The organism is Nocardia sp. NPDC056611, from assembly GCF_042792755.1.
Taxonomy (GTDB): domain Bacteria; phylum Actinomycetota; class Actinomycetes; order Mycobacteriales; family Mycobacteriaceae; genus Nocardia.
Map to the genome: position 1 here is coordinate 1,176,798 of NZ_JBHTVV010000002.1, position 12,560 is coordinate 1,189,357.

The window sequence follows — 12,560 nt, forward strand, 5'->3', positions numbered from 1 at the left end:
CGGATGTGGCCGAGACGAGCCGGATGGGCGCTGACCGCGATCGCACTGGTCGCGGGCTGCTCATCCGGCCCGGCCACCTCCGGCGGACCGCTGCCGCTGCGGAAGGTCGCCCAGGTGGCCCTGCCGGGCGGCTCGGCCCGATTCGATTACGCGAGCCTGGATTCCGGTCGTGGACTGCTGTTCCTGGCACACCTGGGAGCCGGTGAAATCGTCGAGGTCGACGTCCGCGCGCACCGCGTGGTGCGCACGATCGCCGACACCCCGGATGTCCATGGCGTGCTGGTCGTTCCGGAGAAGCACCGGGTGTACGCGACCGTGACCGGGCGTGATCGGCTCGTCGCCCTGGACGAGGACAGCGGGTCGGTGCTGTTCACCGCGCCGACCGGGACGTACCCGGACGGGTTGGCCTACGATCCGGTGCGCGACGCGGTCTGGACCACCAATGAGCGCGCGGGCAGCGAGTCGGTCCTCGACGCCGACACCGGACATGCCCGCGGCACGGTCACTCTGGGCGGCGAAGTCGGCAATGTCGTCTACGACCCGGGTCCTGACCGCATGATCGTGGCGGTGCAGGGCCGAGGCGATCTCGCGGTCATCGACCCCGGCGCGCTGTCGGTCACCGACCGGATTCCGACGCCCGGCTGCTCGGGACCGCACGGTCAGGCGCTGGACGCGGCCCGGCAGCTGATGTACGTCGGCTGCGAGGACGACGCCACGCTGGCCACGGTCGATCTGGCGAAACACGCTGTCACCGACCGGAACAGCGTCGGCCCGACCCCCGACGTACTCGCCTACGATCCCGGCGCGCAGCGCGTCTACGTGGCCGCCGAGAGCGGCTGGGTCGGTATGTTCGACGCCAGGACCGGGCACCCGGCTCCCGTCGGAGCCGAGCACCTGGCCGACGGCGCGCACGTCGTCGTGGTCGATCCGGCCGATCATCACAGCTACTTCCCGATCCCCGCCGCGGCGGCGGGGCCCGAGCTCTGGGAGTTCGAGCCCTCGGCGTAGCCCGGCACCAGCTGCCGCAGGCCCGGCTCCCAGCCCGAACGTTGCTGCGGGAAGCACCGTTCCAGGAGTTCGATCATGATCGCGGGTGCGGTCGACGCACCGGGGGACGCGCCCAGCAAGCCCGCGATCGTGCCGTCGGCGCCGGTGACCAGTTCGGTGCCCATGGTCAGCACACCCACCCGGTCGAGGTCGGGCTTCACCAGTTGCGCGCGCTGTCCGGCCTGGACGAGATACCAGTCGGCCGGATCGGCCTCGGGGTAGAAGCGTTGCAGCTGAGCGAACTTGCGCCGCCGGGTCGCGAGCAACTCGCCGACCAGATAGCGGACCACCGGCAGATTCTGCAATCCCGCCGCCACCAGCACCACGATGTTCGTCAGCCGCAGCGTGGTGAACAGGTCGATCAACCTGCCGTGCTTGAGCAGCCGCGTACTGAACGTCGCGTACGGGCCGAACAGCAGTGACGACTCGCCGCCGACATTCCGCTTGTCCAAGTGCGGCACCGACATCGGGGGAGCGCCCAGCGGGGCCTGGCTGTAGACCTTCGCCTCGTGCCGGGCCACGACCTCGGGGTTGTCGGTCCGCAGGAACTGCGCGCCGACCGGGAACACGCCGTAACCGCGCACCTCGGGGATGCGGGCCCGCTGGAGCAGCTTCAGCGCGTAGCCGCCCGCACCCACGAATACGAAGCGGGCGCGAATGGTGAAGCGCCGCTCGCCGTGCCGATCCCGGCCCGTCACCGTCCAGATGCCATCGGCGTCGCGCCGCAGCCCCTTCACCTCGTGACCGGTGCGCACCCGCGCGCCCGCGTCGGTCATCGCCCGCACGAGCGACCCGGTCAGCGCCCCGAAATCGACGTCGGTGCCAGCCTCGAACCGGGTGGCGGCCACCGGTTGCCCCGGCTTCCGGCCCGCCATGAGCAGGGGAGCCCAGTTCGCGATGACGGTGGGATCCTCGCTGTACTCCATGGCGGCGAACGCGGGCAGCGCGCGCAGGGTCTCGAATCGCCGCCGCAGGTAGTCGACATCTCGCTCGCCGAAGACCACATCCATATGCGGTGTCGCCGTGACGAATCCGGTGTCGGCCAGCGCGCCCCGCTCGGCCAGTCCCGTCCAGAACTGCCGCGACAGCGCGAACATCGACGCGATCTCGGCCGCCTTGCCCGCATCGCCCGGATCGGGCATGTAGTTGAGTTCGCACAGGCCCGAGTGCCCGGTGCCCGCGTTGTTCCACGGATCCGAACTCTCGGCCGCGACCCGGTCGAGCCGCTCCAGCAAGGCCATCGACCAATCCGGTTGCAGCGCCGCGATCATCGCGCCGAGGGTGGCCGACATGATGCCGCCGCCGATCAGTACGACATCGAGAATTTCTGTGTCCGTGGCGGTTTCGCTGTGTGTGGCGTGGTCGTTCATCTGCGTGACCTCCTGGTCGGCGGGTACTTCGTCATCGTCACGCCGCGCGTATCCATCCGTCCAATGTTCATTCCGCACCGTTATGATCCGAATATGGATGAATTGGCGTCATCGCAGGTGGAAGCCCTGATCCCGTTGCTCGCGGCGTTCGATGCGACCGCGGGGGAGGGGCATGTCACCCGTGCGGCGCAGCGGCTGGGCGTGCCGCAGTCGTCGTTGAGTCGCCGATTGAAGGCGGTCGAGCAGGTGGTCGGGGTGAAACTCTTCCAACCGGTCGGTCGGCGCATCGCCCTCACCGCCGCCGGCCAGGAACTCTACGAACGCACCCGCGGCCTGGTCCAGGCCCTCACCGATGCCGTCGACGTGGTCCGCAGCGACGCCGACCCCGACAGCGGCCTGGTCCGATTCGGTTTCCCGTTCACCCTCGGCCCGGTCAGCATCCCGTCACTCCTGGCCGACTTCCACGCGGGCGCGCCCCGTATCCGCCTGCACCTCGTGCAGGCTCATGGCAGCGCCCTGACCGAGATGGTCCGCGACGGCCGCCTGGATCTGGCCGTCACCATCCCGGCCCCCGACGACCTGCCCGCGATCATCCTCGGCCACCAGCGCCTGCATCTGTACGTCGCCGACGCCCACCCGCTGGCAACCCGTGCCGAGGTCGAGCTCGCCGAACTGGCCGACGAGCCGTTCATCGCGAACCCGCCGACCTACCACCTGCGTCGCCTGGTCGACTCCTGGTGCGCCGAGGCCGGATTCACCCCGCGCGTCGGCTTCGAGATCACCGAGTTCGAGACGCTGCGCGCCCTGGTCGCCCAGAATCTCGGCATCGCGGTGCTGCCCGCTCCGGAGGTCGCCCACCCGGGCCTGTCACGCGTGAGCCTGGCCGGTGCGCGGGACCGCAGCATCGGCCTGGTCTCGGGCAGCCACCGCCCGACTCCCGCGGTGGCACGCCTGCGTGATCATGTTGCCGCGCAGGCCCTGTCGTATCTCGGGCGCGGCGCGGCCCCGGCTACTCCTGATAGGTCGTGAGGATGCGCCGGATCGACGAGGTGACCGGCAGGTCCCCGGTCAGCGGAACCCACCGGTATTCGGCGTAGTTGGTCACCCGCACCGGTCCGGCGCTGGCGACCACCGCGGCGAAATGCTCCCGGCGCACCGGTTTCCCGGCGCTGGACAGGTAGTCGAAGCTGCCGAGGTGGCGCACGATATCGGTGACCGCCAGACCGGTCTCCTCGCGCACGGCCCGCACCACCGCGCTGGCCAGCGACTCGCCCGGGCGCACCACGGTGCCCGGTAGGTGCAGCGGACTACGCCCTTCGACGTGCTCCTCGTGCTCGAGCATCAGTACCGAGTCATTGTGCTCGACGACCACCCCTACCCGTAGCGCGACTCCCTCCGCGGCGGCCCGCTCCCGCAGTTCCTGCAACACCGTTTCGCCGATGGACTGCCCGGGCGAAACTTCGAAATCCCACACTGCACACCACATCCCGTATCACCGGACACCGTCGACCGATATGGATAACGCTACCGGCGGAGAAACGGTCGGCGGCAGAGACATTCGCAAGAATAGGCGCACTTCCGCCCCAGCGATCCTGGGTCCGGAAACTTTCTCGACACCGGCCCGAAATGCCTGCGTGCCATCACCGCGCCGGGGGCTGTCAACTGTTGGGTGGTTTGTGACGTTTCACGTCGTTGCGTGTTGGAGTGTTGCGGTGGGAGGGTCGGGCGGCGGCGCGGTTGCCGCGATTCGATTGGCGTGTCCTCGGTTTCGCTGTTGTCGTGTCTGGTCCGGTTTCTCTACTGTCGAACAGGTGAGCGAACCATGGTCGTCGAATGATCGCCCCGAGGAGGGGGCGAGGCAGGTGCAGGCGTACCGGTTCGCGTTGGAGCCGACCCACGAACGCGCTCCGTGGATCGATCAATCCGCCTACAGTCTCCGCAAAGCCTGGAACGCGGAGAAGGGCATGGTCGCGCCGTGGTGGGCGGATAACGGTAAAGAGGCGTACTCGTCGGGTATCGCGCGTGTTGCTGATGCGTTCGCCAACTATTCGAAGTCCACGCGCGGCACCCGTGCCGGGGCACGTGTGGGTGTCCCGGCACGGAAGAAGAAGCATTCGCACCAGTCGTTCACCGTCACCACGGGCGGTTACGGTCTCGGCGAAGGGTCGCGGCAGGTCAAGATTCCCCGGGTCGGGATCGTTCGGACCGGGGAATCGACGCGCAAGCTCGCGCGGCGGCTGCGCAACGGGACCGCGAAACTGGGTGCCATGACCCTGTCGTGGCGGAGTGGCCGGTGGTGGGTGTCGTTCACCGTCCGGGTCCAGCGCAATGATCCGAAACCCGCGCGGCTCGACGCCGTGGTCGCGGCGGACCTCGGCGTCAAGTCCCTCGCGGTCCTGTCCACAGGCGAGGTCGTCCCGAACCCGAAGCGCTACCAGCGGACGCAGAAGCAGCGTCGCCGCTTGGCGCGGGCGCGGTCTCGCCGCCGAAGCCCCGACCACAAACACGGTGTGGCAGCGTCGCGGCGGTGGGAGAAGGCCAATGCCAAAGCCAACCGTCTCGAGCATCGTGTGACCGCGATGCGCCGTGACGGGCTGCACAAGCTCGCCACCCGCCTGACCCGTGAGTACGGGACAATCATGGTGGAGGACTTGAATGTTGCGGGGATGCTGCGCAATCGGTGCCTGGCGCAGGCGATCTGGTCGGCCGGGTTCTCCACACTGCGCCACCAGCTCGAATACAAGACGCGCTGGCGCGGCGGGGTGCTGGTGACTGCTGACCGCTGGTATCCCAGTTCCAAGACGTGTTCGTCCTGCAAGGCAGTGAAAGCCAAGCTGGCTTTGGGTGAGCGCGTATTTCGCTGTGATCATTGTGGTCTGGTGTTGGATCGTGATGTGAACGCTGCCCGTAATTTGGCGGCGTTGGTGTCCTCGGCGAGTTGCGTCGGGACGGTAAAGATGCCCGCTGGAAACCGTGTAAGACCCGGTACGCCGGGCGGTGGTATCGCCACGGGAAGACCCGAAACTGCGGTTGCGGGCCAACCCTACCGGAGCAATCGGGCAGGTCACGGAACAAGACAACACACTCCGTGAACGGAAGCTGGACCGGTACCGTCTATCTACGAGAGGAGTCATCGTGAAGGTGTTCCAGATCGGCGCGGCCGGCGGTATCGGCCGCCGCCTGGCGACCCTGCTCACCGCCCGCGGTGACGAGGTCACCGGCATGCACCGCGGCCCGGCGCAGGCCGAGGTCATCGCCGCGACCGGCGCGATCCCGCTGCACGGCGACCTGATCGCCGATTCGGTGGACGACCTGGCCGCCAAGTTCCACGGCCACGACGCCATCGTCTTCTCCGCGGGCGCGCACGGCACCGGCATGGACCAGACCAGCCTCATCGACGGCCGGGGGCTGGAGAAAGCCGCCGACGCCGCCCGCTTCGCCGGTGTCGCCCGCTTCGTCCTGGTCTCGGTGTTCCCGGACGCGGGCCGCGACCGCGAGACCACGCCGGGCTTCGAGAACTACATGCGCGTGAAGAAGACCGCCGACGCCTACCTGGTCGGCACCGACCTGGACTGGCTGATCATCCGTCCCGGAACCCTGCGTGACGAACCCGGCAGCGGTCTGGTCACCGCCGGACTGGCGATCGAATACGGCGATGTGCGCCGCGACGACGTCGCCGCCTTCATCGATGTGGCCCTGCACCGCCCGGCCCTCAATCGCGTGATCCTCGAGCTCACCGAGGGCCACACGCCGGTCGCGGACGCGATCGAGCTCGTGCTCGAGCGGTCGACCACGCTCCGGCGCTAGCACTGGTCAGGCTCGTGGCTGCCCGACGGCCGGGGTCGACCACCGCCACCGCAGCGCCGCGGTGCGCAAAGCGAAGGCGGTCACCGCGGCCGCGCCGGTGGCCACGGTCATCCCGGTCCGCGGCTGGCACAGCAGGAACACCCCGGCCGCGCCGAGCGCCGCGGTGACATACCAGGATCCGACCCGGACGAGACCGACCGGATCGCCGAGCAGCAGGTCGCGCACCACCCCGCCGCCCGTGCAGGCCAGGACGCCGACCAGCACCGTCCCGGTCGTCGCGCCGCCGGCGGCCTGCGCTTTGGTGATGCCCAGCGCCAGGTACATGCCCAGCGCCGCCGCGTCGCACACCGCGAGCACTCCGGCCGCGCGAACCAGCCAGCGCGCGAAGGCCATTCCGGCGCCCGCCGCCAGCAGCGCGGCGATCAGGTAGCGGTCCCCGCGCAAGGCGGCCGGAAGCTGCCCGAGCGCCGCGTCGCGCAGCATGCTCCCGCCCAGCCCGGTCGCGATGGCGATGACCGCCACGCCGATCGCGTCGATGCGATCGGCGTGGCGGGTGGCGGTGACGGCTCCGGTGAGCGCGCCGACCGCCACCGCTGTCAGATCCAGCCAGGCCGGTATCTGCAGCGCGCCGCTCACGGCCTTGCGGTCGTGGCGCTGGCGAGGATCCCGGATCGCTCCAATTCGGCTCCGCCGGTGATGGTTTCGATCCATTCCGCGGTGGTCGCCACCGCCGCGAATCGCGACTGCATCACCACCAGCACCGCCTCGTGCAACTCCTTGGCCGCGACCGCCCCGGCCTGATTCGTCAGGGCGAGCGTGCCGGTGGCATCGGAGAGGAATTCCACCGCGAAGCCCCGGTGCACCGCGTCCCGCGCGGTCGACTCGTCGCAGTTCTGCGTCATGTACCCGCAGACCACGATGGTGTCCACGTCCCGCTCGGCGAGCCACTGCGCCAGCCCCGTCTCGGGGAAGCTGGACGGCAGCGTCTTCTCCACCAGCAGGTCCCACGGCCGCTCGGCGACGGTGGGGTGCAGCGCGAATCCCGTTCCGCCGCGCGCGAAGACGGGCGACTCGGCGGGCGCGACATGCTGCACCACGACCACCGGAATTCCGGCACGCCGCGCGGCGTCCATGGCGGCCGCGATATTGGCCAGGCTGACATCCAGCGGGGGATAGGCGATGGGCAGCCGCCCGGTCACGTACTCGTTCTGGACATCGATCACGATCAAAGCTCGGTTCATGCGAATCAGCGTGCGCGCGCCGCGAACTCGCAGCCAGAGCCCGGTCGATCCCGGGGCTCGCCGAAACGGGGGTTTGCGAGAACCCCTCTAGGATGTCCGGTCGTGGAAGAGTCCTCGCAGATCGGCGCGTTCCTGCGGTCCCGGCGGGCCCGGTTGCGCCCCGAGGACGTCGGCCTCACGGTTTACGGCACCCGCCGGCGGGTCCCTGGGCTGCGCCGTGAGGAGCTGGCCCAGCTGGCGGGGATCAGCGCCGACTACTACGTCCGCGTCGAGCGGGGCCGCGTGGACAATGTCTCCGATTCCGTCCTCGACGCGATCGCCACCGCCCTGCGCCTGGACTCCGACGAACGGCTGCACCTGCGCAACCTGGCGCATCCGCCCGCCGACGGGATGTCCGAGCCGCCCCGGCTGCGGCCCCGCCTGCGGCAACTGGTGACCGCCCTGGACCCGAACCCGGCCTATGTGGTCGGCCACCGCACCGACATCCTGGCCTGGAACCGGGCCGCGAGCGTGGTCTTCGACGTCGACTTCGACGCGGTGCCCGCCGCCGAGCGCACCTGGGCCCATCTGATCTTCCTCGACGACCGCGTCCGCCGGATCACCGCGCCCACCTGGCCCGACATGGCCCGGCGCGTGGTCACCTACCTGCGTCTGCGGGCCAGCGCCCGCCCGGACGACCGGGCCCTGCGCGACCTGGTCGCCACCATGACCGCGGCCAGCGATCAATTCCGCTACATGTGGGAATCGCACGATGTCAGCGATCTCGCCTACGGTCGCTACCACCTGGACCATCCGCGCGTGGGTGAGCTGCGGCTGGATTTCGAGTTCCTGAATCTGCCCGCCGACCCCGGCGTTCGTGCCCTGGTCGTCTACAGCGCCGAGCCCGGCACCGCGTCGGCGGCGGCGCTGCGCGAATTGACCCGCCCGGCCGCCGATCCGGCTCCGGATTAGCTGAAAGCCACATTTCGCGCCGAAATTTCGCGCCCCGATCGCGGGCGGGTGCGGCAATCGCGCGAGATACCTGGAATAGTTGGGGCGGAACGCACAGGACCAAGGCGAAAGCGGGGATGTTGGTGACTTCGACTGACGGTGTGAGCGGGGTAAGCACGGTGAAGGACGCACCTTCGGCTCCGAGCACCCTCGAGCGCGATGTCCAGACCCTGGAAAAGGCGATCTACGAAGTCAAACGTGTGATCGTCGGTCAGGATCGGCTGGTCGAGCGGCTGTTGGTCGGTGTTCTCGCCAAGGGGCACGTGCTGCTCGAAGGTGTGCCGGGTATCGCCAAGACCCTGGCCGTGGAGACCTTCGCGACCGTGGTGGGCGGCAGCTTCTCGCGCGTGCAGTTCACCCCGGACCTGGTGCCCACCGACCTCGTCGGTACCCGCATCTACCGGCAGGGCCGCGAGGAGTTCGACACCGAGCTGGGCCCGGTGGTCGCCAACTTCGTGCTCGCCGACGAGATCAACCGCGCGCCCGCCAAGGTGCAGTCCGCGCTGCTCGAGGTGATGGCCGAGCGGCACGTGTCCATCGGCGGCAAGACCTACCCGATGCCGAATCCGTTCCTGGTCATGGCGACTCAGAACCCGATCGAGTCCGAGGGTGTGTACCCGCTGCCCGAGGCGCAGCGCGACCGCTTCCTGTTCAAGGTCGTCGTCGACTACCCCTCGGTCGAGGAGGAGCGCGAGATCATCTACCGGATGGGTGTCACCCCGCCGGAGCCCAAGCGGGTCCTCGACCCGGCCGAGCTGGTGCGGTTGCAGAACGTCGCCGCCAACACCTTCGTGCACCACGCCCTGGTCGACTACGTCGTCCGGGTGATCGCCGCGACCCGCAAGCCCGCCGACTTCGGCATGCAGGATGTCGCCGGCTGGATCTCCTACGGCGCGTCCCCGCGAGCTTCGCTGGGCATCATCGCCGCCGCCCGCGCGGTGGCCCTGATCCGCGGCCGCGACTACGTGGTGCCGCAGGACGTGGTCGAGGTGATCCCGGACGTGCTGCGTCACCGCCTGGTGCTGTCCTACGACGCGCTGGCCGACGAGGTCAGCCCGGACGACGTGATCAAGCGCGTGCTGCAGACCGTCGGCCTGCCGCAGGTCGCCGCTCAGGCCAACGCTCCGGCCGGCGCGCCCGCCCCGATGCCCGCCGCCGTGCCGCAGCCCGGCATTCCGCAGCAGCCGGGCGTGCCCGCGCAGGGTATTCCGCAGCCGCCGCAGCAGGGCATCCCGCAGCCTCCGAACGGTCAGATGCCCGGCGTCCCCGGTCAGCCGCAGCCGAAGTAGGTGGCCACGGAATCGACTGCGCCCGTGACGATCTCAACTCCCAGCGACTCCCCGCACGCCCCGCCCTCGTTCCGGCAGGGTCAGCTCACCGACCCGCGGTTGTCGGCGGCGCTGCGGACGCTCGAACTCACCGTGCGCCGGCGCCTGGACGGCGTGCTGCACGGTGACCACCTGGGCCTGATCCCGGGTCCCGGCTCCGAGCCCGGCGATGCCCGCATGTATCAGCCGGGCGACGATGTGCGGCAGATGGATTGGTCGGTCACCGCCCGCACCACCCACCCGCACGTGCGGCAGATGATCGCCGACCGTGAGCTGGAGACCTGGCTGGTGGTCGACCTGTCGGCCAGCCTCGATTTCGGTACCGCGCTGTGCGAGAAGCGGGATCTGGTGGTCGCCGCGGCGGCCGCGGTCACGCATCTGACCAGCGGCGGCGGCAACCGGATCGGCGCGGTGGTGACCAATGGCAATGAGCTGATCCGCATTCCGGCCCGCAGCGGCCGGGTGCACGAGCAGTCGTTGCTGCGCAAGATCGCGACCACCCCGCACGCCCCGGACGGTGTCCGCGGTGACCTGCGCGACGCGATCGAGGCGTTGCGCAGACCGCAGCGCAAACGCGGTCTGGCCGTGGTCATTTCCGATTTCCTGGGTGATATCGACTGGCAGCGGTCGCTGCGCGCCATCTCCGGCCGCCACGACCTGCTCGGTGTCGAGGTGCTGGACCCGCGCGATCTGGAGCTTCCGGATCTGGGCGATGTGGTCCTGCACGACCCGGAGACCGGACGGACCCGGGAATTCAGTGTGACCCCCACGCTCCGCGCCGATTTCGCGCGCGCCGCGCAAGGCCATCGGGATCAGGTCGAGCAGGCGTTGCGCAGTTGTGGTGCGCCGGTGATGACCCTGCGCACCGACGGCGACTGGATCGCGGACGTGGTTCGATTCGTGTCCACCCGGCGCCACACCTTTGGCGCCCCGAACGCCGGACGGGTGCCGCGCCAGTGACTATCGGCGAGCTGACCTTCAGCCTTTCGCATTTCGCCTACCAGTATTGGCTGGCCTTCCTGGCCGTGATCGCGCTGGCGGCGCTGATCTACATCCTGATGCAGCAGCGGCGTCGCAAACAGATGCTGCGCTTCTCCAATATGGAGATGCTGGAGAAGGTGGCGCCCCGCCAGCCCAAGCCGTGGCGGCACATTCCCGTCGCGGTGACCCTGGTGGGCCTCATGTTCCTCACCTTCGCCGCGGCCGGTCCGACCGCGGCGAAGAAGGTGCCCCGCAACCGCGCCACGGTGATCCTGGTGATCGATGTGTCGCTGTCGATGGAGGCCACCGACGTGCCGCCCAGCCGGATCCAGGTGGCCAAGAAGGCCGCCAAGGAATTCGCGGACAATCTGACCCCGGGCATCAACCTGGGCCTGGTCACCTTCGCGGGTACCGCGTCGGTGCAGGTGTCGCCGACCACGAATCGGGAGGCGGTCAAGGCCGCCATCGACACCATGAAGCTGGCCGAGCGCACCGCCACCGGTGAGGGCATCCTGACCGCGTTGCAGTCCATCGACACCCTGGCCTCGGTGCTGCCGGGTGCGGAGAAGCCGCCGCCGGCCCAGGTGGTGCTCATGTCCGACGGTAAGCAGACCGTCCCGGACGACAAGGATGTCGAGAATCCCCGCCACGGCTTCACCGCCGCGCGTCTGGCGAAGGAGAAAGGCATTCCGGTGTCGACGATTTCGTTCGGCACCACGTGGGGCACCGTGGAGATCCCCGACCAGGACGGCAAGGGCTCCCAGCGGGTCCGCGTCCCGGTGGACGACGATTCGCTGCGCGAGATCGCGAAACTGTCCGGCGGCGAATTCTTCACCGCCTCCACGCTGGAAGAACTCAAGAACGTCTACGCGCACTTGGAAGAGCAGATCGGCTTCGAGACGACCGTCGCCGACGCCAGCCGCCCGTGGTTGCTGCTGGGTTTGGTGGTGACTGCCGCCGGGTTGGTGGCCGCGTTGCTCTATCGTCAGCGTCTGCCGTAAATCGGTACCGCGCGCCGAGTCCCGAACACGAACAGATAGGTTTGCGTCTATGTCGAACATCACATCCCGGTCGGTCCTGGTGACCGGCGGTAATCGCGGCATCGGGCTCGCGGTCGCCCAGCGCCTGCTCGCCGACGGACACAAGGTCGCCGTCACCCACCGCGGGTCCGGCGTTCCCGAGGGGCTCTTCGGCGTGAAATGCGATGTGACCGATAGCGAATCGGTCGATCGGGCGTTCTCCGAGGTGGAGGCGCACCAGGGTCCGGTCGAGGTGCTGGTCGCGAACGCGGGCATCACCGATGACACCCTGCTGATGCGCATGACCGAGGAGCAGTTCACCCGGGTCATCGACGCCAACCTGACCGGCGCCTTCCGTTGCGCCAAGCGTGCCAACCGCGCCATGCTGCGGGCCCGCTGGGGCCGCATGATCTTCCTGGGCTCGGTGGTCGGTCTGGGCGGTGGCCCCGGTCAGATCAACTACGCCTCCTCCAAGGCCGGTGTCATCGGTCTGGCCCGCTCGGTGACCCGCGAGCTGGGTTCGCGCAACATCACCGCCAATGTGGTCGCCCCCGGCTTCATCGAGACCGATATGACGGCCGAGCTGCCCGAGGACCTGAAGGAGACCGCCAAGAAGTTCATTCCGCTGCAGCGTCTCGGCCAGGCCGAGGACGTCGCCGCGGTCGTCAGCTTCCTGGCCTCCGAGGATTCTCGCTACGTCTCCGGCGCGATCATCCCCGTCGACGGCGGAATGGGCATGGGCCACTGAGCCTTCCGCTCAGGCCCGACCCGAACCCT

13 protein-coding genes are annotated in these 12,560 nt (G+C 69.2%); 9 read left to right on the plus strand and 4 right to left on the minus strand.

Annotated features, from left to right (window positions below; translation table 11 throughout):
* Nucleotides 1-3 precede the first annotated feature (3 nt).
* Complete coding sequence (locus ACFRAQ_RS14030) at nucleotides 4-1,008, plus strand: YncE family protein (protein ID WP_379098875.1); 1,005 nt, start codon at nucleotides 4-6, stop codon at nucleotides 1,006-1,008.
* Here ACFRAQ_RS14030 and mqo read toward each other — a convergent pair.
* The gene (gene mqo, locus ACFRAQ_RS14035; protein WP_379098878.1) at nucleotides 945-2,417 is read right to left on the minus strand and encodes a malate dehydrogenase (quinone); all 1,473 of its coding nucleotides are present in this window, start codon (nucleotides 2,415-2,417) and stop codon (nucleotides 945-947) included. The two genes, ACFRAQ_RS14030 and mqo, sit on opposite strands and share 64 nt — an antisense overlap.
* Nucleotides 2,418-2,510: 93 nt before the next feature.
* Here mqo and ACFRAQ_RS14040 point away from each other — a divergent pair, with 93 nt between their 5' ends.
* Nucleotides 2,511-3,446 carry a LysR family transcriptional regulator gene (locus tag ACFRAQ_RS14040; RefSeq protein ID WP_379098881.1) on the plus strand — a complete coding sequence of 312 codons (936 nt, stop codon included), beginning with the start codon at nucleotides 2,511-2,513 and terminating at the stop codon, nucleotides 3,444-3,446.
* Here ACFRAQ_RS14040 and ACFRAQ_RS14045 read toward each other — a convergent pair.
* Nucleotides 3,427-3,891, minus strand: a complete 465-nt coding sequence (locus tag ACFRAQ_RS14045) for an NUDIX hydrolase (protein WP_357276963.1) — start codon at nucleotides 3,889-3,891, stop codon at nucleotides 3,427-3,429. The two genes, ACFRAQ_RS14040 and ACFRAQ_RS14045, sit on opposite strands and share 20 nt — an antisense overlap.
* A 337-nt stretch (nucleotides 3,892-4,228) precedes the next feature.
* Here ACFRAQ_RS14045 and tnpB point away from each other — a divergent pair, with 337 nt between their 5' ends.
* Nucleotides 4,229-5,509 (plus strand): IS607 family element RNA-guided endonuclease TnpB, encoded by a 1,281-nt coding sequence (gene tnpB / locus ACFRAQ_RS14050; RefSeq protein WP_379098883.1) that lies wholly within the window; start codon nucleotides 4,229-4,231, stop codon nucleotides 5,507-5,509.
* A 43-nt stretch (nucleotides 5,510-5,552) separates the two neighbouring features.
* Nucleotides 5,553-6,224, plus strand: a complete 672-nt coding sequence (locus ACFRAQ_RS14055; RefSeq protein ID WP_379098886.1) for an NAD(P)H-binding protein — start codon at nucleotides 5,553-5,555, stop codon at nucleotides 6,222-6,224.
* A gap of 6 nt (nucleotides 6,225-6,230) precedes the next feature.
* On the opposite strand, the gene ACFRAQ_RS14060 is transcribed toward ACFRAQ_RS14055, so the two are convergent.
* Together ACFRAQ_RS14060 and ACFRAQ_RS14065 are read right to left on the minus strand one after the other, a co-directional pair.
* Nucleotides 6,231-6,860 (minus strand): trimeric intracellular cation channel family protein, encoded by a 630-nt coding sequence (locus ACFRAQ_RS14060; RefSeq protein ID WP_379098889.1) that lies wholly within the window; start codon nucleotides 6,858-6,860, stop codon nucleotides 6,231-6,233.
* Nucleotides 6,857-7,465 carry a cysteine hydrolase family protein gene (locus ACFRAQ_RS14065; protein WP_379098892.1) on the minus strand — a complete coding sequence of 203 codons (609 nt, stop codon included), beginning with the start codon at nucleotides 7,463-7,465 and terminating at the stop codon, nucleotides 6,857-6,859. The genes ACFRAQ_RS14060 and ACFRAQ_RS14065 overlap by 4 nt, the downstream gene beginning before the upstream one ends.
* A gap of 102 nt (nucleotides 7,466-7,567) precedes the next feature.
* Here ACFRAQ_RS14065 and ACFRAQ_RS14070 point away from each other — a divergent pair, with 102 nt between their 5' ends.
* The 5 genes from ACFRAQ_RS14070 to fabG1 all read left to right on the plus strand — a co-directional run bounded on the left by ACFRAQ_RS14070 (nucleotide 7,568) and on the right by fabG1 (nucleotide 12,531).
* On the plus strand, nucleotides 7,568-8,416 hold the full coding sequence (locus ACFRAQ_RS14070; protein ID WP_379098894.1) for a helix-turn-helix domain-containing protein: 849 nt from the start codon (nucleotides 7,568-7,570) through the stop codon (nucleotides 8,414-8,416).
* Nucleotides 8,417-8,532: 116 nt separating this feature from the next.
* A complete protein-coding gene (locus ACFRAQ_RS14075; RefSeq protein WP_357082395.1) occupies nucleotides 8,533-9,744 on the plus strand; it encodes a MoxR family ATPase in 1,212 nt (403 codons plus the stop codon).
* A gap of 24 nt (nucleotides 9,745-9,768) precedes the next feature.
* On the plus strand, nucleotides 9,769-10,743 hold the full coding sequence (locus tag ACFRAQ_RS14080) for a DUF58 domain-containing protein (protein ID WP_379098899.1): 975 nt from the start codon (nucleotides 9,769-9,771) through the stop codon (nucleotides 10,741-10,743).
* Nucleotides 10,740-11,765 (plus strand): VWA domain-containing protein, encoded by a 1,026-nt coding sequence (locus ACFRAQ_RS14085; protein WP_357276959.1) that lies wholly within the window; start codon nucleotides 10,740-10,742, stop codon nucleotides 11,763-11,765. The genes ACFRAQ_RS14080 and ACFRAQ_RS14085 overlap by 4 nt, the downstream gene beginning before the upstream one ends.
* 49 nt (nucleotides 11,766-11,814) lie before the next feature.
* Nucleotides 11,815-12,531 (plus strand): 3-oxoacyl-ACP reductase FabG1, encoded by a 717-nt coding sequence (gene fabG1, locus ACFRAQ_RS14090; RefSeq protein WP_357276957.1) that lies wholly within the window; start codon nucleotides 11,815-11,817, stop codon nucleotides 12,529-12,531.
* Nucleotides 12,532-12,560: the final 29 nt, after the last annotated feature.

Bases quoted from the DNA above. Each gene is read 5' to 3' on its own strand.
- ACFRAQ_RS14065 (WP_379098892.1), bottom strand. From the start codon at position 7,465: ATGAACCGAGCTTTGATCGTGATCGATGTCCAGAACGAGTACGTGACC.
- fabG1 (WP_357276957.1), top strand. From the start codon at position 11,815: ATGTCGAACATCACATCCCGGTCGGTCCTGGTGACCGGCGGTAATCGC.
- ACFRAQ_RS14075 (WP_357082395.1), top strand. From the start codon at position 8,533: ATGTTGGTGACTTCGACTGACGGTGTGAGCGGGGTAAGCACGGTGAAG.
- ACFRAQ_RS14030 (WP_379098875.1), top strand. From the start codon at position 4: ATGTGGCCGAGACGAGCCGGATGGGCGCTGACCGCGATCGCACTGGTC.
- ACFRAQ_RS14040 (WP_379098881.1), top strand. From the start codon at position 2,511: ATGGATGAATTGGCGTCATCGCAGGTGGAAGCCCTGATCCCGTTGCTC.
- mqo (WP_379098878.1), bottom strand. From the start codon at position 2,417: ATGAACGACCACGCCACACACAGCGAAACCGCCACGGACACAGAAATT.